This is a genomic window from Stenotrophomonas sp. ESTM1D_MKCIP4_1 (genome assembly GCF_003086895.1).
GTDB lineage: Bacteria > Pseudomonadota > Gammaproteobacteria > Xanthomonadales > Xanthomonadaceae > Stenotrophomonas.
Genome location: NZ_CP026004.1, coordinates 2,033,659 through 2,052,153 on the forward strand (window position 1 = coordinate 2,033,659; position 18,495 = coordinate 2,052,153).

Annotated in this window: 16 protein-coding genes; 7 read left to right on the forward strand and 9 right to left on the reverse strand. The window is 66.5% G+C overall.

The window, feature by feature from the left end:
- Positions 1-9 precede the first annotated feature (9 nt).
- The 9 genes from C1924_RS09415 to C1924_RS09455 all read right to left on the reverse strand — a co-directional run bounded on the left by C1924_RS09415 (position 10) and on the right by C1924_RS09455 (position 12,256).
- Positions 10-882 (reverse strand): crotonase/enoyl-CoA hydratase family protein, encoded by an 873-nt coding sequence (locus C1924_RS09415; protein ID WP_108765053.1) that lies wholly within the window; start codon positions 880-882, stop codon positions 10-12.
- Between the two features lie 160 nt (positions 883-1,042).
- Positions 1,043-2,719 carry a long-chain fatty acid--CoA ligase gene (locus C1924_RS09420; RefSeq protein WP_108765054.1) on the reverse strand — a complete coding sequence of 559 codons (1,677 nt, stop codon included), beginning with the start codon at positions 2,717-2,719 and terminating at the stop codon, positions 1,043-1,045.
- 191 nt (positions 2,720-2,910) lie between these two features.
- Complete coding sequence (gene betA / locus C1924_RS09425) at positions 2,911-4,593, reverse strand: choline dehydrogenase (protein WP_108765055.1); 1,683 nt, start codon at positions 4,591-4,593, stop codon at positions 2,911-2,913.
- A gap of 104 nt (positions 4,594-4,697) precedes the next feature.
- Entirely contained in the window at positions 4,698-6,170 is a 1,473-nt protein-coding gene (gene betB, locus C1924_RS09430; RefSeq protein ID WP_108765056.1) for a betaine-aldehyde dehydrogenase, read from the reverse strand.
- A 43-nt stretch (positions 6,171-6,213) separates the two neighbouring features.
- On the reverse strand, positions 6,214-6,804 hold the full coding sequence (betI, locus tag C1924_RS09435; RefSeq protein WP_108765057.1) for a transcriptional regulator BetI: 591 nt from the start codon (positions 6,802-6,804) through the stop codon (positions 6,214-6,216).
- A gap of 219 nt (positions 6,805-7,023) precedes the next feature.
- The gene (locus C1924_RS09440; RefSeq protein ID WP_108765058.1) at positions 7,024-7,656 is read right to left on the reverse strand and encodes a hypothetical protein; all 633 of its coding nucleotides are present in this window, start codon (positions 7,654-7,656) and stop codon (positions 7,024-7,026) included.
- Entirely contained in the window at positions 7,656-8,030 is a 375-nt protein-coding gene (locus C1924_RS09445; protein WP_108765059.1) for a type II toxin-antitoxin system Phd/YefM family antitoxin, read from the reverse strand. Before C1924_RS09445 ends, C1924_RS09440 begins: the two co-directional genes overlap by 1 nt.
- Before the next feature lie 398 nt (positions 8,031-8,428).
- Positions 8,429-11,182, reverse strand: a complete 2,754-nt coding sequence (gene acnA, locus C1924_RS09450; protein ID WP_108765060.1) for an aconitate hydratase AcnA — start codon at positions 11,180-11,182, stop codon at positions 8,429-8,431.
- A gap of 171 nt (positions 11,183-11,353) precedes the next feature.
- Positions 11,354-12,256 (reverse strand): LysR family transcriptional regulator, encoded by a 903-nt coding sequence (locus tag C1924_RS09455; protein WP_049455867.1) that lies wholly within the window; start codon positions 12,254-12,256, stop codon positions 11,354-11,356.
- A 108-nt stretch (positions 12,257-12,364) separates the two neighbouring features.
- Between C1924_RS09455 and C1924_RS09460 the strand changes: the two genes are divergently transcribed.
- The 7 genes from C1924_RS09460 (at position 12,365) to C1924_RS09490 (ending at position 18,460) form a co-directional block, all read left to right on the forward strand.
- Positions 12,365-13,486 carry a 4-oxalomesaconate tautomerase gene (locus C1924_RS09460; RefSeq protein ID WP_108765061.1) on the forward strand — a complete coding sequence of 374 codons (1,122 nt, stop codon included), beginning with the start codon at positions 12,365-12,367 and terminating at the stop codon, positions 13,484-13,486.
- Positions 13,487-13,562: 76 nt separating this feature from the next.
- Entirely contained in the window at positions 13,563-14,624 is a 1,062-nt protein-coding gene (locus C1924_RS09465) for an ABC transporter substrate-binding protein (protein ID WP_108767016.1), read from the forward strand.
- 14 nt (positions 14,625-14,638) lie between these two features.
- Positions 14,639-15,472, forward strand: coding sequence for an ABC transporter ATP-binding protein (locus C1924_RS09470; protein WP_108765062.1), 834 nt, complete (start codon positions 14,639-14,641; stop codon positions 15,470-15,472).
- Positions 15,456-16,232: an ABC transporter permease gene (locus C1924_RS09475; protein ID WP_108765063.1), complete on the forward strand. Its 777-nt coding sequence runs from the start codon at positions 15,456-15,458 to the stop codon at positions 16,230-16,232. The genes C1924_RS09470 and C1924_RS09475 overlap by 17 nt, the downstream gene beginning before the upstream one ends.
- Before the next feature lie 120 nt (positions 16,233-16,352).
- Positions 16,353-17,765, forward strand: coding sequence for a porin (locus C1924_RS09480; protein WP_108765064.1), 1,413 nt, complete (start codon positions 16,353-16,355; stop codon positions 17,763-17,765).
- Positions 17,766-17,830: 65 nt separating this feature from the next.
- Positions 17,831-18,055, forward strand: coding sequence for an AbrB/MazE/SpoVT family DNA-binding domain-containing protein (locus tag C1924_RS09485; RefSeq protein WP_108759291.1), 225 nt, complete (start codon positions 17,831-17,833; stop codon positions 18,053-18,055).
- Between the two features lie 6 nt (positions 18,056-18,061).
- Entirely contained in the window at positions 18,062-18,460 is a 399-nt protein-coding gene (locus tag C1924_RS09490) for a type II toxin-antitoxin system VapC family toxin (RefSeq protein ID WP_108765065.1), read from the forward strand.
- Positions 18,461-18,495 lie beyond the last annotated feature (35 nt).

Genomic DNA, 18,495 nt, shown 5'->3' on the forward strand with positions numbered 1-18,495 from the left:
GAGGAACAATCAGGCCGCGTCGAGGCCGGCGCGGCGGGTCTGCGCCTTGATCAGGCGGTCCATCGTGCGCAGCGAGCGGTCACCCAGCGCAAGCGCGGAATCGACCCACACCTTGGTGATTTCCAGCAGCTCGTCGTAGCTGACCGCCTGCGCCAGGTTGCGTGCCGCGTTCATCGCCAGGTACGACTGCGGCAGGCGCTGCTGGTGGCGGATCATGTCTTCCACGGCGGCACGGCCTTCGCCCTTCTTCACCAGCACATCGACCACGCCCATGGCGTGCATTTCCTCGGCCGAGTAGATGCGGCCGTCGAGGATGATCTTCTCGGCCAGCTGCGGCGACACCCGGCGGCACAGGAACGAGTACGCACCCATGCCCGGGAACAGGCCGAACAGCACTTCCGGCAGGCCCATGCCGCAGCCTTCCTCGGCCACGATGGTGTGGCAGGCCAGGGCCATTTCCAGGCCGCCGCCCAGGGCATCGCCCTGGATGAGGGCAATGGAGCGCACGTCGCCGCCGAAGCCGGTGTGCAGGTGGTGCACGCCTTCAACGCAGCGCTGGGCGTAGGTCAGCAGCAGATCCCGGTTGCCCTCGCGGATGAGGCGGGTAAACAGGTCCAGGTCACCGCCCAGGTTGTACGCCGCGGCATCGGAAGCCAGCACGAAGTGGCGCAGCTGCCCGCTGTGGCGCTGCGCCGGGCCGCGGGTGATGGCGCTCATGTAGCTCCACATTTCATCCAGCATGTCCTTGCGGCAGCACGGGCGGATGCCGGTGGCTGCGTCGGCATGCATGAACAGCCAGTGGGCCGTGTCGTCATTGCGGTCGTCGGTACGGATGGTGGAGTAGGGCGAACCACTGGTCGGCAGCTTTTCGATGGTGCTCATTGAAGTGTCCTCGGCATGCGGCCCATAAAGAGAAGTGGTGGCCGGCGGGCCGAACGGTCCACACACGCGGCGATGCTACACCGGGCACGGGGCCGCGCATGCGAAAAGGCCCGGGTCGTTGCCGACCCGGGCCCGGGAGCCTTCAATCTGGAGCAGAGCCTTACGGGGCGGGCGTATCGCGCAGTTCGCGACGCAGAATCTTGCCCACGTTGGTCTTCGGCAGTTCTTTTCGGAATTCTACGATTCTGGGGTGCTTGTAGCCGGTCAGGTTGGCCCGCGCATGTTCCTTGACCATTTCGGCGGTCAGGTTCGGGTCCTTCTTGACGATGACCACCTTCACCACTTCACCGGACTTCTCGTCCGGCACGCCGACGGCAGCCACTTCCAGCACGCCCGGCATCATCGCGATGACGTCCTCGACTTCGTTCGGGTACACGTTGAAGCCGGACACCAGGATCATGTCCTTCTTGCGGTCGACGATGTAGAAGAAGCCGTGTTCGTCCATCTTCGCCATGTCGCCGGTGTGCAGCCACTGGTCGGCGTCGATGGCACTGGAGGTTTCGTCGGGGCGCTGCCAGTAGCCCTTCATCACCTGCGGGCCGCGGATGCACAGTTCACCCACCTCACCCATGGCCAGGGTGTTGCCGTTGTCGTCCTTGATGCAGGCATCGGTGGACGGGATCGGCAGGCCGATGGCGCCGTTGTATTCCTTCAGGTCCAGCGGGTTGATGCAGGCTGCCGGAGAGGTCTCGGTGAGGCCGTAGGCTTCCACCAGGGTCACCCCGGTCACCTTCTTCCAGCGCTCGGCCACCGCACGCTGCACGGCCATGCCGCCGCCCAGGGTGACCTTCAGCGAGGAGAAATCGACGGTATCGAAGCCGGGCGTGTTGAGCAGGCCGTTGAACAGCGTGTTGACGCCGGTGATGGCGGTGAAGCGCACCGACTTGAGCTCCTTGACGAAGCCCTTCATGTCGCGCGGATTGGTGATGAGGTGGTTGCAGCCACCGAACTTCATGAAGACCAGGCCGTTCGCGGTCAGCGCGAAGATGTGGTACAGCGGCAGGGCGGTGATGATCCACTCCTTGCCCGGCTCGATGCCCGAGGCGCCGATCCAGGCCGAGGCCTGCTGCATGTTGGCGATCAGGTTGCGGTTGGTCAGCATGGCACCCTTGGCCACGCCCGTGGTGCCGCCGGTGTACTGCAGGAAGGCGACGTCGTCATGGTCGATCTCGACCTTGGGCAGGGTGTGGCGGCTGCCGAGCGCGAGCGCCTGGCGGAAGCGGACCGCGCCCTTGAGATGGTAGTTGGGCACCATCTTCTTGACGTACTTGAGCACGAAATTGACGATCGTGCCCTTGAGGCCGAGCAGATCGCCCAGGCCCGTGGTGATGACGTGCTTGACCGGCGTGTCGGCGATGACCTGCTGGACGGTGTCGCCGAAGTTGTCCACCACCACCAGGGCGCTGACGCCGGCGTCGACCAGCTGGTGCTTCAGCTCGCGCGCGGTGTACAGCGGGTTGACGTTGACCACGGTCAGGCCGGCGCGCAGCACGCCGAAGGTGGCGATCGGGTACTGCAGGCAGTTGGGCATCATCAGGGCGACGCGGTCACCCTTCTTGAGCTTCAGCTCACCCAGCAGGTAGGCGGCGAACTGCTCGACCAGGGCATCGGTTTCACCATAGGTGAGGACCTTGCCGAAACTGGAGTAGGCCGGACGGTCGCGGAATTTCGCGACGGAAGCGTCGAAGACCGAGGCTACCGAGTGGAACTCGTTGATGTCGATTTCGGCGGGAACGCCTTTCGGATAGCTCTGCAGCCAGGGACGATCCAGACTCATATTCCCCCTCCAGGAATCGTTTTTGATGGGTGCGGCGCGGACAGTATCCGCCGAAACCGCTGCGGGCAGCATACCGTTCCGTAGGGAAAACGCGAAGAGGGCGCGAAGAACGCGTCTCCGGGGACATCGAGGTGCCGGCCAGCGGCCGGCACTACCGGAAATCGGTGTCCGCCGTTTGCGGGCGATTCGCGTCAGCCGCGACTGCGCGCCGGGGCACCATTGGCCTGGTAATAGGCGGCGGTGCTGCGTGGCAGCGGGGTGCGGCCGCGGATCACGTCGGCCAGCTTCTCGGCCATCATGATCGTGGGTGCGTTGAGGTTGCCGGTGACCACCTGCGGCATGATCGAGGCATCGACAATGCGCAGGCCCTCCAGTCCGTGCACGCGGCCCTGGCCGTCGACCACCGCCATCGGGTCATCGGCGTGGCCCATTTTGTTGGTGCACGAGGGGTGGTAAGCGGTCTCGGCGTGTTCGCGGACGAAACCGTCGATCTGCGCATCTGTCTGCAGCTCGCGGCCGGGCGATATCTCGCGCCCGCTGTAGGGCGCCAGCGCCGGCTGCGCGAAGATCTCGCGGGTGATGCGGATGGCGGCGCGGAACTCGCGCCAGTCCTGCTCGTGCGACATGTAGTTGAACAGGATGCTGGGGTGCTCGCGCGGATCCTTGGAGCGCACATGCACGCGGCCGCGGCTGGGCGAGCGCATCGAGCCGACGTGCATCTGGAAGCTGTGCGCCTTGATCGGGTTGGAGCCGTTGTAATTGATGGCCACCGGCAGGAAGTGGTACTGCAGGTTGGGCCAGTCGAAGGACGCGTCGCTGCGGATGAAGCCACCGGCCTCGAACTGGTTGCTGGCGCCGATGCCGGTGCCGAGGAACAGCCATTCGGCACCGATGGCCGGCTGGTTGTACAGCTTCAGGGCCGGCGCCAGCGAGACCGGTTTCTTGCACTCGTACTGCAGGTACATTTCCAGGTGATCCTGCAGATTGGCGCCGACGCCGGGCAGGTGATGCACCAGCTCGATGTCCAGGCTGCGCAGCAGCTCGGCCGGGCCGACGCCGGAGCGCTGCAGGATCTGCGGCGAGGCGATGGCGCCGCCGCACAGCAGTACTTCGCGGCGGGCGCTGGCGCGCTGCGGCTGGTCGTTGTGCAGCCACTGCACGCCCACCGCGCGCTTGCTGGAGAACAGGATGCGGTCCGTGAGCGCGTGGGTGACGATGGTCAGGTTCGGGCGCGGTTTTGCCAGGTCCAGATAGCCCCGGGCGGTGCTGGAGCGTCGCCCCTGCGGGGTGACCGTGCGGTCCATCGGGCCGAAGCCTTCCTGCTGGTAGCCATTGAGGTCGTCGGTGCGCGGGTAGCCGGCCTGCACGCCCGCTTCGACCATGGCGGCGAACAGTTCGTTGTTGCCGGCCTTGGGCGTGGTGACCCGTAGCGGGCCGTCGCCGCCGTGGTAGTCATTGGCGCCGATGTCGCGTGTCTCCGCCTTGCGGAAGTAGGGCAGGCAGTCCAGGTAAGTCCAGTCTTCAAGGCCCGGCATGCTGGCCCAGTGGTCGTAATCCAGGGCGTTGCCACGGATGTAGCACATGCCGTTGATGAGCGACGAACCGCCCAGGCCCTTGCCGCGGCCGCAATCCATGCGACGGTTGTTCATGAAGGGCTCCGGGTCGGTCTTGTACGCCCAGTTGTAGCGCTTGCCCTGCAGCGGGTAGGCCAGCGCGGCCGGCATCTGCGTGCGGAAGTCGAGGCGGTAGTCCGGACCACCTGCTTCCAGCAGCAGCACGCTGACATCGGTATCTTCGGTGAGGCGGGTGGCCAGCACGTTGCCGGCCGAGCCGGCGCCGATGATGATGTAGTCGTACTCGTTATGGGTGCTCATGGGGTTCTCCTGCTGGCCGGGACGCGTGCGGTACAGGCGTCGTCCTGGCGGGGATATCGGTCCGGCGCGCGGGCCGGGCGGTGCGGCGGGTGGGGCCCTGCGGCTCAGAACACGCTGGCGTAGTCGCCCAGTTCGACCTGCACCGACTTGATGCGGGTGTAGTGCCCCAGCGTCGACAGGCCGTTTTCGCGGCCGACACCGGACTGCTTGTAGCCACCGACCGGCATTTCGGCCGGCGATTCGCCCCAGGTGTTGATCCAGCAGATGCCGGCTTCGAGGCGGTGGATGATGCGGTGGGCGCGGCTGATGTCACGGCTGACCACGCCCGCTGCAAGCCCGAAGGTCGTCGCGTTGGCGCGGCGCACGGCTTCGTCCTCGTCGTCGTAGGCCAGGATGCTCATGACGGGTCCGAAAATCTCCTCGCGGACGATGGTCATGTCATCACGGCAATCGGAGAACACGGTCGGCAGCACATAGGCGCCCTCGGCCTGTGCCCCGTGCTCCGCGCGGCCACCGCCGACCAGCAGGCGCGCGCCTTCGGCCTTGCCGCTGTCGATGTAGCGCAGCACGTTCTGCATGTGCGGGAAGCTGACCATCGGGCCGAAATTGGTGTCGGCCGCCTGCGGGTCGCCGATGCGGATGCGCTTCACGCGCTCGACCACGGCAGCCTCGAACGCGGCCAGCAGTGCGCGCGGCACGAACACGCGGGTGCCGTTGGTGCAGACCTGGCCGGAACTGAAGAAGTTGGCCATCACCGCGATGTCGGCGGCGCGGTCAAGATCGGCGTCATCGCAGATGATCAGCGGCGACTTGCCACCCAGCTCCATGGTGACTTCCTTCAGTGAGGAAGAAGCCGCCGCTGCCATGACTTTCTTGCCGGTCGCCACGCCGCCGGTAAAGGAGATCTTTTCGATCAGCGGGTGTTCGGTGAGCCAGTTTCCAATCTCACCGCCCGGGCCCTGCACGACGTTGAACACGCCGTCCGGCACGCCGGCTTCGCTGTAGATCTCCGCCAGTTTCAGCGCGGTCAGCGGGGTCACTTCGGAAGGCTTGAACACCATGGCATTGCCGGCGGCCAGCGCGGGTGCCGACTTCCACAGGGCGATCTGGATGGGGTAGTTCCAGGCGCCAATGCCGGCAACCACACCCAGCGGTTCGCGGCGGGTGTAGAAGAAGCTCGATTCGCGCAGCGGCAGCTGGATGCCTTCGATGGCGGTGGCGAGGCCTGCGTAGTACTCCAGCACATCGGCGCCGGTGACGATGTCCACCGTGGTGGTTTCGGACAGAGCCTTGCCGGTGTCCAGAGTTTCCAGGTGGGCCAGTTCATCATTGCGCGCGCGCAGGATGTCCACTGCGCGGCGCAGGATGCGCGAGCGCTCCATCGCAGTCATTGCGGCCCACACCTTCTGTCCTTCGGCCGCACTCTGCACCGCGCGATCCACGTCGGCCTGGCTGGCGATCTGCACCTCGGCCAGCACCTGGCCGTTGGCCGGGTTGATGGTCTGGAAGGTCTTGCCGCTGGTGGCGTCGACGCGCTGGCCGTGGATGTACAGCGGCTGGACGGGCAGGTGGGTCATGGGGGGCACTCCTGGAAACAAAGGGGGAAGGGCTCGAAGCTGCTTATACGCCCTCGGGCGGCAGCTGGAAGTCGATGTAGGCGTAGGCCAGCGCGCGTGCGGCGGCGGTATCGAACGGGCCGCCGGCGAGGCTGCCGCGCAGCCAGAGGCCGTCGATCATCGCGGCCAGGCCACGGGCAGCATCGCGGGCGCGTTGCGCGGGCAGGCCGCGATGGAACTGGTGGGCCAGGTTGGAGTACAGCCGCTGGTCGTTGATGCGCTGCAGGCGGGCCAGTTCCGGCTGATGCATGCTCGCAGCCCAGAAGGTCAGCCATACCCGCATTGCCGGGCCACTGGTCTGGGTGGGGTCGAAGTTGCCATCGACCAGCGCGCGCAGCTGCGACCGTGGGTCCGGGGCGGCGTTTGCCCGGCAATTGGCGAACGCGTCCTTGAGCGCGCTGAGGATCTGCCGCATCGCAGCGTTGAGCAGGCCGGCCTTGTCGCCGAAGTAGTGGGCGACGATGCCGGTGGACAGGCCGGCCTGGCGGGCGATGGTGGCCACGGTGGCGTCGGCTAGGCCGATATCGTGGATCACCTGGAAGGTGGCTTGGATCAACTGCTCGCGGCGGATCGGTTCGATGCCTTTCTTCGGCACGGTCTCACCTGGGGCATGGGCCGGGGCCCGAGGTGGACAGTATCGCGTTTGTTGATTGAACGTTCAATCAATAAAAAGTGAAGAGGGTGTGGGCTTCGTAGCGTCGAGCTTGCTCGACTACGGGGTGTGGGCGGTGGGGTCAGAGCCCTCTCCTGCGGAGAGGGATCCGACGCCGGCTTGCTCGACTGCGGGTGCGGGCGGTGGGGATCCGACCCCGGCTCACAGGCGCAGGGCGGCTTCCAGCAAGGGGGCGGCCCAGGCGGGTGTCGACGCCAGTTGGGCAAGGTCGTCCGCGTCTGGGTACAGCACCTCGCCGCCCTCCATCTGCAGCAGCAGCTGCGGGTCGGGCACGGCTTCGCCGGGGGCGGCGTCGGCGCTGTTGTCATAGACCTGCAGCTGGGCCAGGACCGGCATCAGCCGTACCAGGTTCTGCTGGGCCAGCGGCCAGCGGCGGCGGATGTCGGCCTCGTTGATGGGATGGCCGCCGCTGCGGACCCGGGCCTGGACCCGGGCGATGTGCTGCTCCGGGCTGGACAGGCCGCAGAACCACATCAGCACGTCGTGGCTGTGGCTGGCTTCATGCAGCAGCGCGGCGATGGAGTTGCCGCCCAGCGTGGTCTCGAAGGCGTGGTTGCGGCGCTGGTCCAGCGCATCACGGATGCGGTTGACCCCTTCCTGCCAGGCCTGGGCGTTCGCCTCGCCCTGCGACAGGCCCGACAGTTCGCGCAATCCCCGCGCGAAGGTATCCGGGTTGAACCAGTCAAGCCCGGCTTCGCGCAGCACGTGGCCGCCCACCGAGCTCTTGCCGGCGCCGTTGACGCCGGCAAGGACATACAGGAACGGTCGCGCCATCAGTGCCCCGTGCCAGCCTTGACCTGCCCCTTCAGGCGGGCCGGGCGGCGCAGCAGGGCGCGCGCGGCATCGCCGGCCTGGGCCTGCTGCAGCACGGCCAGGCGCTGGTCGAAGCCTGCGCGCAGCTCGGCCAGGCCCGGGGCCTGCCCGCGCAGTTCTTCCAGCGAGGATTCCAGCGCTTCCACGCGGGCCTGCAGGGCGCGGTACTGCTCGATGGAGACGATGACCGCCTGCGGCTCGTTGTGGTTGGTGACCACCACCATGCGCTGGTCGCGGACCTCCTGCATGACCTTGCGCCAGTGCTCCTTCACCGACGAGGCGGTGGTGTGGGTCAGCTCGTTGATCGGGTCAAAGCGGACGGGGAGATGAAGCATGGCGGAGCTCCAGCGGGGGTATGGGCCCACCTTACGCCTGTTTCATGCGAATTGCATGAATCGGGAAAAATATGAATATTGTGCGAAATGAAGAAAAAGGCCGGATCGTGGCGGATCCGGCCGCTCCTGGTACATCAGTCGAGCAAGCTCGACTCTACCGGCCCGCGAGCTGGCGCAGCACGCCCCGCAGCGCCCCCGCGCTGGCGCGGGGGCCGGGCTTCCGCCCGATTGATGCCACGTGACGGTTCAGCGACCTGCCAGCGGGCGCAGCACGTACTGCAGCAGGCCGCCGTGGTGGGCGAGGAGGCGTGCCTGCGAACCACCGGTTCGCACGCCCCGCAGCGCCCCCGCGCTGGCGCGGGGGCCGGGCTTCCGCCCGATTGATGCCACGTGACGGTTCAGCGACCTGCCAGCTGGCGCAGCACGTACTGCAGCAGGCCGCCGTGGCGGAAGTACTCGACTTCCTTCGGGGTCAGCAGCATCACCGAGACCTCGAAGGTCTTCTTCGTGCCGTCGGCCTTGGTCGCCGTGACCGTGGCGCGCTTGCTGGCGCCATCGTCCAGGCCGGTGATATCGATCGTCTCCGAACCATCCAGGCCCAGCGACTGTGCGTTGTCGCCGTTGCGGAACTGCAGCGGCAGCACGCCCATGCCCACCAGGTTGGAACGGTGGATGCGCTCGAAGCTTTCGGCTACCACGGCCTTCACCCCCAGCAGCAGGGTGCCCTTGGCCGCCCAGTCACGCGACGAGCCGGTGCCGTATTCCTTGCCGGCCAGCACCACCAGCGGCACGTTGTCGGCCTTGTACTTCATGGCCGCGTCGTAGATCGCCAGCTTCTCCGGCTGGCCGCCACTGGCCGGGTAGTACAAGGTGTTGCCGCCTTCCTCGCCACCGAACATCAGGTTCTTGATGCGGATGTTGGCGAAGGTGCCGCGGACCATGACGTCATCGTTGCCGCGGCGGCTGCCGTAGCTGTTGAAGTCGGCCGGCTGCACGCCGCGTTCCTGCAGGAAGCGGCCTGCCGGCGAATCCTTCTTGATGTTGCCGGCCGGGGAGATGTGGTCGGTGGTGATCGAATCGCCGAACAGGCCCATCACGCGTGCACCGTGCACGTCGTCGATGCTGCCGGTCTGCATGGTCATGCCATCGAAGTACGGCGGATTCTTGATGTAGGTGGAGGCATCGCTCCACTCATACAGATTGCCGTCCGGCGAGGCGATGGTGTTCCAGCGGCTGTCACCCTTGAAGACGTCGGCATAGTTCTGCTTGAACATCTCCGGGCCGATGGTGGCGGCAATGACGTCGCCGATTTCCTTGTTGCTGGGCCAGATGTCGCGCAGGAACACCGGCTGGCCATCGCTGCCGGTGCCCAGCGGCTGGGTGGTCAGGTCGATGTCGGTGGTGCCGGCGATGGCGTAGGCCACCACCAGCGGCGGGCTGGCCAGGTAGTTCATCTTAACTTCGGGGTGCACGCGGCCCTCGAAGTTGCGGTTGCCCGACAGCACCGAGGTCACCACCAGATCGCCGGTGGCGATGCCGGCGCTGACTTCGGTCGGCAGCGGGCCGGAGTTGCCGATGCAGGTGGTGCAGCCGTAGCCGACCACGTAGAAGCCGATCTTCTCCAGCTCCTTCAGCACGCCGGCCTTTTCCAGGTAATCGGTGACCACGCGCGAGCCTGGGCCGAGCGAGGTCTTCACCCACGGCTGGCGGTTGAGGCCCTTGGCGGCGGCGTTGCGGGCCAGCAGGCCGGCGCCGATCATCACCGCCGGGTTGGAGGTGTTGGTGCAGGACGTAATGGCGGCGATGACCACCGCGCCGTCCTTCAGGCGGACCTTGCGGCCTTCGGTCTCGATGTCCGCATAGCCCTTGGCCAGCTGCTCGTTGCCGACGGCTGCGCCGCCGCCTTCGCTGACGAAGGTGGAGACATCGGCGCTGCGCTTGTCACGGTTGGCGGTGAGGCCGACCAGCGATTCGCGGTAGTTCTTCTGCACGTCTTCCAGCAGCACACGGTCCTGCGGGCGCTTGGGGCCGGCCAGGGAAGGCTTGACCGTGCCCATGTCCAGTTCCAGCGTGCTGCTGTACTGGGCGGGGGCGCTGCCCGGTTCGTGCCACAGGCCCTGCGCTTTCGCGTAGGCCTCGACCAGGTTGATCTGTTCGTCGCTGCGGCCGGACAGGCGCAGGTAGTTCAGTGATTCGTGATCGATCGGGAAAATGCCGCAGGTGGCGCCGTATTCGGGGGCCATGTTGCCGATGGTGGCGCGGTCGGCCAAGGGCAGGTGCTGCAGGCCATCGCCGTAGAACTCGACGAACTTGCCGACCACGCCGAGCTTGCGCAGCATCTGGGTGACGGTCAGCACCAGGTCGGTGGCGGTTGCGCCTTCGGGCAGCTTGCCGGTCAGCTTGAAGCCGACCACCTGCGGGATCAGCATCGAGGACGGCTGGCCGAGCATCGCCGCTTCGGCTTCGATGCCGCCCACGCCCCAGCCGAGCACGCCGATGCCGTTGATCATTGTGGTGTGGCTGTCGGTACCGAACACGGTATCGGGGTAGGCCACCGCCTTGCCGTCCTTGTCCGCCGTCATCACCACGCGGGCGAGGTTTTCCAGGTTCACCTGGTGGACGATGCCGGTGTTGGGCGGCACCACCTTGAAGTTGTCGAAGGCCTTCTGGCCCCAGCGCAGGAAGCCGTAGCGTTCCTGGTTGCGCTGGAATTCGATCTTGCCGTTGAGATCCAGTGCATCGGGCTTGCCGAAGACATCGACCTGCACCGAGTGGTCGATGACCAGTTCGGAAGGGATCTGCGGATTGATCTGCTCGGGCTTGCCGCCCAGCTTGACCACGGCGTCGCGCATGGCGGCCAGGTCGACCACGCAGGGCACGCCGGTGAAGTCCTGCAGGACCACGCGTGCAGGCATGAAGGCGATTTCGGTATCCGGCTCGGCGCTGGGCTGCCAGCGTGCCACCGCTTCGATGTGGTCGGGGCCGACGGTCGCGCCGCCGTCCTCGTGCCGGAGCAGGTTCTCCAGCAGGATCTTCATCGAGTAGGGCAGGTGGGAGATGTCGAAGCGCTGGCCCAGCGTGGGAAGGCTGAAGTAGTCGTAGGTCTTGCCGCCGACGTCCAACTGGCTGCGGGTGGAGAACGAATCGCTCATGCGGGATGACTCCTCTTGCGGATGGCTTGCACTGGCCCGCTACGACGGACCTGCTTGCGTATGCCGGTGGCGTTCCGGCCGCCGGATCCCTGCCAGTATGGCCGAGCAGGGAGGGCCTGGAACGCCCTTGGCGCAGGACGCAAGGTTACATGGCTGTATGTAGTGCCGATGTCACGGTTTGCCGCGCCACTGGCTCATCAGCATCTGCAGGAAACGTTCAGCGGTGGGTGAGAGCAGGGCGCCCCGGCGGCGCACGATGCCGATGGTGCGCGACACCACCGGGTTGCCGATCGGCCGGGTGACCAGGATGGGGTGGTCGCCATCAGGGGTGGCCATTTTCGGCAGCACCGACACACCGATGCCGGCTTCGACCATGCCCAGCGAGGTGGACAGGTGGGTCACCTCGTAATGCCAGCTGAGCTTGAGGTTCTCGCGCGCCAGGGCGCCGTCGAGCAGGGTGCGGTTGCCGCTGGTGCGGTGCACAGTGATCAGCTGGTGCTGGGCCAGGTCGGCCCATTCCACCTTGCGCTTGCGGGCCAGCGGGTGGTCGCGGCGGCACGCAAGCACGAACGGGTCTTCAGCCAGGACGTCGAAATCCAGATTGGGGTCGTTGGCGCCCATGAAGTTGATGCCGAATTCCACCTCACCGCGTTCCACCGCCTGCAGGCCTTCGGTGGCCGGAATATCGAGGATGCGGAAACGCACGTTGGGATGCGCTTCGTGGAAGCGCGCCATGACGCTGGGCAGGAAGTAGAACGCGGCGGTGGGCAGGCAGGCGATGGTGACGGTGGCGCCACGGGTGTCTTCGCGGCCGCGCAGCGAGAACAGCGAACCGTCGAATTCTTCCAGCATGCGCCGCACCAGTGGCAGCAGGTTTTCGCCGACGGCGGTGGTACTGACGCTGCGCGTGGTGCGTTCCAGCAGGGGTGAGCCGACGGCCTGTTCCAGCTTCTGGATGCGGCGGCTGAGGGCGGGCTGGGAGACATGCAGGCTTTCAGCGGCCCGGTGGAAGCTGCGCGTTTCAGCAACGAGAAGAAAAGCGCGGAGGTCGAGGATTTCGCAATTGATGCTCATTGGGTATCAATCATCCAAAAATCAGCAATTCACAGATCAATCTGGGCCATGCCAGTATCGAATCACAGAGGGGTATTCATCCCCTATACGCATCAATCTAGCACACGTATGTCCAACGATCTGCTCAGCATTCCCTGCGTGCTCATGCGCGGCGGTACCTCCAAAGGCCCCTTCTTCCTGGCATCCGACCTGCCGGCGGACACCGCCCAGCGCGACCGCCTGCTGCTGGAAGTAATGGGCTCGGGCCATCCGCTGCAGATCGACGGCATCGGCGGCGGCAACGCCCTGACCAGCAAGGTGGCGATCATCGACCGTTCCAGCCGCAGCGATGCGGACGTGGACTACCTGTTCGCCCAGGTGCGGGTGGAACAGCAGGTGGTGGATACCTCGCCCAACTGCGGCAACATGCTGGCCGCGGTCGGTCCGTACGCCATCGAACGGGGCCTGGTGCAGGCGCAGGATCCGCAGACGCGGGTGCGCATCTTCAACGTCAACACCGGCAAGCTGATCGTGGCCACGGTGGAAACGCCGGGCGGCGAAGTGGTCTACCGCGGGGATACGCGTATTGCCGGGGCGCCGGGCTCGGCCTCGCCGGTGCGGCTGTCCTTCCTGGATGCCGCCGGTGCCCGTACCGGCAAGCTGCTGCCCAGTGGCCACGCGCAGGAAACCATCGATGGCGTGGCGGTGAGCCTGATCGACTGCGCGATGCCGATGATGCTGGTGCGCGCCGAGGACCTGGGGGTGCGCGGTGATGCGTCGCCGGCCGAACTGAATGCGGATGCGGCGTTCCTTGCGCGCCTGGAAGCGTTGCGCATCGAAGCCGGTGCGCGGATGGGGATCGCCGATGCCGGCAGCAAAGTCATTCCCAAGCCGGTGCTGCTTTCTGCACCGCTGCATGGCGGCCATCTGCAGGTGCGCTACTTCATGCCCCACCAGTGCCACACCGCGCTGGCGATCACCGGGGGCGTGGGCTTGGCGACGGCCGCCGTCACGCCGGGCACGCTGGCCAACACTTTTGTCGGATGCCTGGGCCTGCCCGGCAGCATTACCCTCGAACATCCGAGCGGGGCCCTGGACGTGGGCCTGAGCCGCAGCTCGGACGATGCGCCGGTGGTTGCCAGCGTGGTGCGTACCGCCCGCCGGCTGTTTGAAGGCCGCGTGTTCGCGACCTCGCCCGCAACCGCCGAGACCTGTTCCACCCAAGCCCGCCAATGGACTTCAGCGGCATGACCTGAAACCGGTCGAGCCCGCGCAGCCGCGCGTGGCCGGCCACCACAACGTAGATGCTTCACTCCTGGGAGGGATGATGTACAAGCAGATGTTCATGGCCGCGCTGTGCGCGGCTGGCCTGGCCATGGCCGGGTGCAGCAACACCGGTTCCGATGCGCACGGCACGGCCGCCGCCAGTGGCGACACTACTCCGGTGCGGATCAGCGTGGGGTCCTACAACCTCAACAACCTGCCGTTCTTCATTGCCGATTCCAAGGGCTATTTCAAGGAGGTCGGTCTTGACGTGAAGACCGAGAACTTCGCCCAGGGCGGTTCCAAGGTGCTGCAGGCGCTGGTGGCCAACTCCACCGATGTGGCGGTCGGTTTCTACGACCACACCATCCAGATGCAGGCCAAGCGCAAGGACGTGGTGGGGTTTGTGCTGCTGTCGCGCAATTCAGGGCTGGTGATGGCCGGCCGCGATGATGCGACCTTCGACCCGGCACGCCCGGACACGATCAAGGGCCAGAAGGTGGGCATCACCGCACCGGGTTCCTCTTCGGATTTCTTCGTGCGCCACTTCCTGGCACAGCATGACATTCCGGTGGACAGCATCTCGCTGATCGGCGTCGGTTCGGGTGCCGCTGCGGTGGCGGCGCTTGAGCAGGGCAAGATCGACCTGCTGGTGAACTACGATCCGGCCGCCACGCTCATCACCGAACGCAAGGTGGGGAAGATCATCATCGACGCGCGCAGCGACGAAGGCGCCCGCCAGGTGTATGGCGGCCTGTACCCGACGTCGGTGATGTATGCCAACCGCAGCTTCCTGGAACAGCGCCCGGAAGCGGCCGAGAAGATCGCTCGCGCCGAGCAGATGGCGCTGAAGTTCATCGCCGACCACAGCGCCGAGGAGATTGTCGCCGCGCTGCCCGACAGCTACGTCTCCGGTGACCGGGCCACCTACGCCCGTGCCGTGGAGAACGCCCGCGCGATCTTCACCACCGACGGCCACTTCACTGCGGCTGATCTGGAAACGCCGCTGAAGGTGCTGCGCGAGTTCAACAATGATGTCGCCAACGCCGACATCGATCTGTCCAAGACCTACACCAATGCCTTCGTCGAGCGTGCCCACGCTGCGGCGCCGGCTGCCCAACCGTAAGCGGAGGTAACCCCATGGCCCTCAATGCCACCGTGCGCCAGCTCAACGGCGCGCCGCAGCTGGAGCCTGCACAGACCATGGTCGCCATCAACAAGGTGACCATGTCCTTCGGCGAATTCACCGCCGTGCGTGATGTCGACATCCAGGTGGGCGACGGCGAGTTCCTTGCCATCGTTGGCCCCACCGGCTGTGGCAAGAGCACCATCCTCAATTCCGTGGCGGGGCTGCTCAAGCCCTCGTCGGGTGAAGTGGCCATCGACGGCCGCACGGTCAGCGGCGTGCAGGAGTCGGTCGGTTACCTGTTCCAGCAGGACGCGCTGCTGCCGTGGAAGACCGCCTACCAGAACGTCGAGCTGGGCCTGCGTTTCCGTGGCGTGCCCGAGGCGGAGCGCAAGGCCAAGGCCAATGCCTGGCTGGCCAAGGTCGGCCTGGCCGGCTTCGAGCATCGCTACCCGCACCAGTTGTCCGGTGGCCAGCGCAAGCGCGTGCAGATGGCGCAGGCGCTGATCGTCGAGCCGAAGGTGATCCTGATGGACGAGCCGTTCTCGGCACTGGACATCCACACCCGCCACCTGATGCAGAACGAACTTCTGCGTCTGTGGCAGGAGGATCGGCGCTCGGTGATCCTGATCACCCACGATCTGGAAGAAGCCATCGCCCTGGGTGATCGCGTGGTGGTGCTGTCCTCCGGCCCCGCCAGCCGCGTGGTGCGCAGTTTCGACGTGGATCTGGAACGGCCGCGCAATGTCGCCGAAATCAAGCTGGACGAACGTTTCACCGACCTGTACCGCGACATCTGGGCCTGCCTGCGCGGCGAAGTGGAGAAGAGCTATGCACGCCAAGACTGACAAATTCATCCAGCTGGCCCTGGTCATCGCCGTGTTCGGTGGCTGGGAAGGTGGCATCGCGCTGGGCGTGATCGACCCGTTCTTCTTCCCCTCGCCGACGGCGATCGTGCAGCAGGCCTGGACCTGGTTGTCCGATACCTCGTTCTACCAGCACGTGTACATCACCCTGACCGAGACCGCGCTGGGCTACCTGATCGGTACCGGCCTGGGTGTGGCCGGCGGTGTCTGGCTGGGCCTGAGCCGCCGCTCGGCGCGCATCCTGGACCCCTTCATCAAGGGCTTCAATGCGATCCCGCGCGTGGTGCTGGCACCGATCTTCGTGCTGTGGCTGGGCCTGGGCCTGTGGTCGAAGGTGGCCCTGGCGGTCACCCTGGTGTTCTTCACCACATTCTTCAACGCCATGCAGGGCGTGCGTGAAGTGAACCCGGTGGTGCTGGCCAATGCGCGCATCCTCGGTGCGGGCCGCAGCGACCTGCTGCGCCACGTGTACTTCCCGGCAGCCGCCAGCTGGATCCTGTCCTCGCTGCGCACTTCGGTGGGCTTTGCCGTGGTGGGCGCCATCATCGGCGAATACCTGGGGGCCTCGGCCGGCCTGGGTTACCTGATCGCGCAGGCCGAGGGCAACTTCAATGCCGTGGGTGTGTTCGCCGGCATCATCATCCTGGCCGCCTTCGTGCTGGTCATCGACGCCCTGCTGGATGTGGTCGAGAACAAGCTGATCACCTGGCGTCCCAACGCCCAGGCTCAAGCCACCAGCTGAGCCTTGCTGCCGCGCCGCCAGGCTGGCCTGGCGGCGCGCGCTGCCTCCCCCGATCTTCCCCCGCACCACCGCAACAGGCCAGCGCCAGGCCAGGGGGCCGGCTGGCCGGAGAGAGAACCCATGAACACGCACACCGTGCTGCCCCGCGCAGCGCTGTCGGTTGCGCTCGGCCTGCTGTTGGCCAGCGGCCACGCCGGGGCGCAGTCCGCGCCGGCCCCGTTGAGCCAGGCCGAACTGTCGGCGCTGGTGCAGCAGCAGGCGCTGCAGATCCAGCAGCTGGAAGCCCGGCTGCGCGCCGTTGAAGGCGGGCAGGGGGGGGCTGCCACCCCGGCGCCAGCGCTGGAAACCCGTGTTGCCACGCTGGAATCGAACCAGTCCAAGGTGCCCAAGGTGTCCTGGGCCAAGGGCGCACCGGAATTCAGCAGCGCCGATGGCAAGGTGGCATTCCGCCCGCGCGGCCGCCTGTTCGTCGATGGCTCCAGCACCGATGGCTCGTCGGTGTCCGACCGCAATATCTCCGGTACCGAGATCCGTTCGGTGCGCTTGGGTGCAGAAGGCCGTTACGGCATCCTTGGCTGGGCGGTGGAGGGCGACTTCGCCGATAACGCGGTGGCCTGGAAATCGGTCTATGCCACCGTGGACCACACCCTGTTCGGGCTGCCGGCCGATCTGACCGTCGGCAACCGGCTGAACGACCGCGGCATCGACGGTTCCAGCAGCACGTCCAATACGCCGTTCCCCGATCGCAACGTGGTCGGCACGCTGATGCTGCCGCAGCGCGGCCTGTTCGGCGTTGGCCTGACCGAACGCGTGTACGGCAAGGGCTGGCACGCCAGCCTGTCGGTGGCGGGCAACGATCTGAACAACGCCGGCAACGACAACGACAGCCAGACCTGGGCCACGCGCGTGCACTGGAACCCGGTGGCGAGCAAGGCAGCCACCGTGCATCTGGGCGCGTGGGCCTTCCATGAAGAGATCGCCGCCGGTGCCAGCGGCGTGCTGCGCAGTTCGGCCATCGCCGGGCATTTCAATGACCTGGTGAAGATCGCTCCGGGCACCCTGGTGGGCGCCGAGCGCAGCACGGCCTACGGCCTGGAGGCCGCGGGGTTCTTCGGCCCGGCGTGGGCGACCGGTGAATGGGGCACGCGCACCCTGCGCGGGGTCGACGCCAGCGGCCGCTATGACCTGGACCACCAGGCCTGGGCGGTGTCGGCGGGCTGGTTCCTGGCCGGCGCCACGCCCGCCTACTCGGGCAAGGCTGGCACCTGGGGCAAGGTGAAGGTGGCCGACCCGGTGACCGACGGCGGCGTCGGGGCCTGGGAGCTGAAGGCCCGCTACGAGGACGTGGACTACGCGGAGCTGCCGACCGGCGGCACCGGCCACGCCTGGACGCTGGGAACGAACTGGTACCTGAACGACTACAGCCGCCTGATGTTCGAGGCGATCCGCTGGCAGACCTACAACCGCAGCGGCAGCGGCCAAAGCCGGGACGAGGGCACCACCTTCAATACCCGCCTCCAGCTGGTCTTCTAAGTACGTGGCTGGCGGTATGGCCCCTTCGGTATGTATAATTCGTGCATACCGAAGAGGGCCTACCCATGGAAGCCACTGTTGCAGAGCGCGGACAGATCACCCTGCCCAAGGCAGTACGTGATGCGCTGGGCCTGACCAAGGGCACCCAGCTGAAGGTCGAGCTGGACGGCAGCCGTATCATTCTGCGCAAGAGTGTTGACGATGCCATTTCACGGGCGCGCGGCAAGTTCGCGCTCGATGGCTTCGATTCGGCCGAGGCGGCCGTACGCGCTGTGCGCGACGAGGACTGAGCCGTGATGATCGCCGTCGATTCCCCGGTGCTGGTCGAACTGCTGAGCAACGGCCCGCAGGCCGATGCGGTGGAGGCCTGCCTGCGGCAGAGCCTGGTCGGCGGCCGCGTGGTGGTCTGCGGGGCGACGCTGGCTGAAGTCTGCGCCTCGCTGCGCGGCGGCGCCGAGGTGCTTGAAGCACTGGAGGAAATGGGCGTGCACTTCAATGCGCTGGAAGCCAAGTCGGCCCTGCGCGCGGGCGAGATGCACCGCCGCCACCGCCAGCGCAGTGGCGGCCGCCGCAGCCTGGACGATTTCATGGTCGGCGCCCACGCACTGCTGCAGTGCGATGGCCTGATCACCTGGAACGACACGTTTTACCGCGACTACTTCAAGGGCCTGAAGCTGATCGTGCCGCAAGCCTGAGCCCATCTTGTTTTTTCAACCTACGCATTACCCGG

Bases quoted from the DNA above. Each gene is read 5' to 3' on its own strand.
- acnA (WP_108765060.1), bottom strand. From the start codon at position 11,182: ATGAGCGATTCGTTCTCCACCCGCAGCCAGTTGGACGTCGGCGGCAAG.
- C1924_RS09480 (WP_108765064.1), top strand. From the start codon at position 16,353: ATGAACACGCACACCGTGCTGCCCCGCGCAGCGCTGTCGGTTGCGCTC.
- C1924_RS09415 (WP_108765053.1), bottom strand. From the start codon at position 882: ATGAGCACCATCGAAAAGCTGCCGACCAGTGGTTCGCCCTACTCCACC.
- C1924_RS09470 (WP_108765062.1), top strand. From the start codon at position 14,639: ATGGCCCTCAATGCCACCGTGCGCCAGCTCAACGGCGCGCCGCAGCTG.
- C1924_RS09465 (WP_108767016.1), top strand. From the start codon at position 13,563: ATGTACAAGCAGATGTTCATGGCCGCGCTGTGCGCGGCTGGCCTGGCC.
- C1924_RS09455 (WP_049455867.1), bottom strand. From the start codon at position 12,256: ATGAGCATCAATTGCGAAATCCTCGACCTCCGCGCTTTTCTTCTCGTT.
- C1924_RS09485 (WP_108759291.1), top strand. From the start codon at position 17,831: ATGGAAGCCACTGTTGCAGAGCGCGGACAGATCACCCTGCCCAAGGCA.
- C1924_RS09475 (WP_108765063.1), top strand. From the start codon at position 15,456: ATGCACGCCAAGACTGACAAATTCATCCAGCTGGCCCTGGTCATCGCC.
- C1924_RS09445 (WP_108765059.1), bottom strand. From the start codon at position 8,030: ATGCTTCATCTCCCCGTCCGCTTTGACCCGATCAACGAGCTGACCCAC.
- betB (WP_108765056.1), bottom strand. From the start codon at position 6,170: ATGACCCACCTGCCCGTCCAGCCGCTGTACATCCACGGCCAGCGCGTC.
- C1924_RS09440 (WP_108765058.1), bottom strand. From the start codon at position 7,656: ATGGCGCGACCGTTCCTGTATGTCCTTGCCGGCGTCAACGGCGCCGGC.
- betA (WP_108765055.1), bottom strand. From the start codon at position 4,593: ATGAGCACCCATAACGAGTACGACTACATCATCATCGGCGCCGGCTCG.
- C1924_RS09460 (WP_108765061.1), top strand. From the start codon at position 12,365: ATGTCCAACGATCTGCTCAGCATTCCCTGCGTGCTCATGCGCGGCGGT.
- C1924_RS09490 (WP_108765065.1), top strand. From the start codon at position 18,062: ATGATCGCCGTCGATTCCCCGGTGCTGGTCGAACTGCTGAGCAACGGC.
- C1924_RS09420 (WP_108765054.1), bottom strand. From the start codon at position 2,719: ATGAGTCTGGATCGTCCCTGGCTGCAGAGCTATCCGAAAGGCGTTCCC.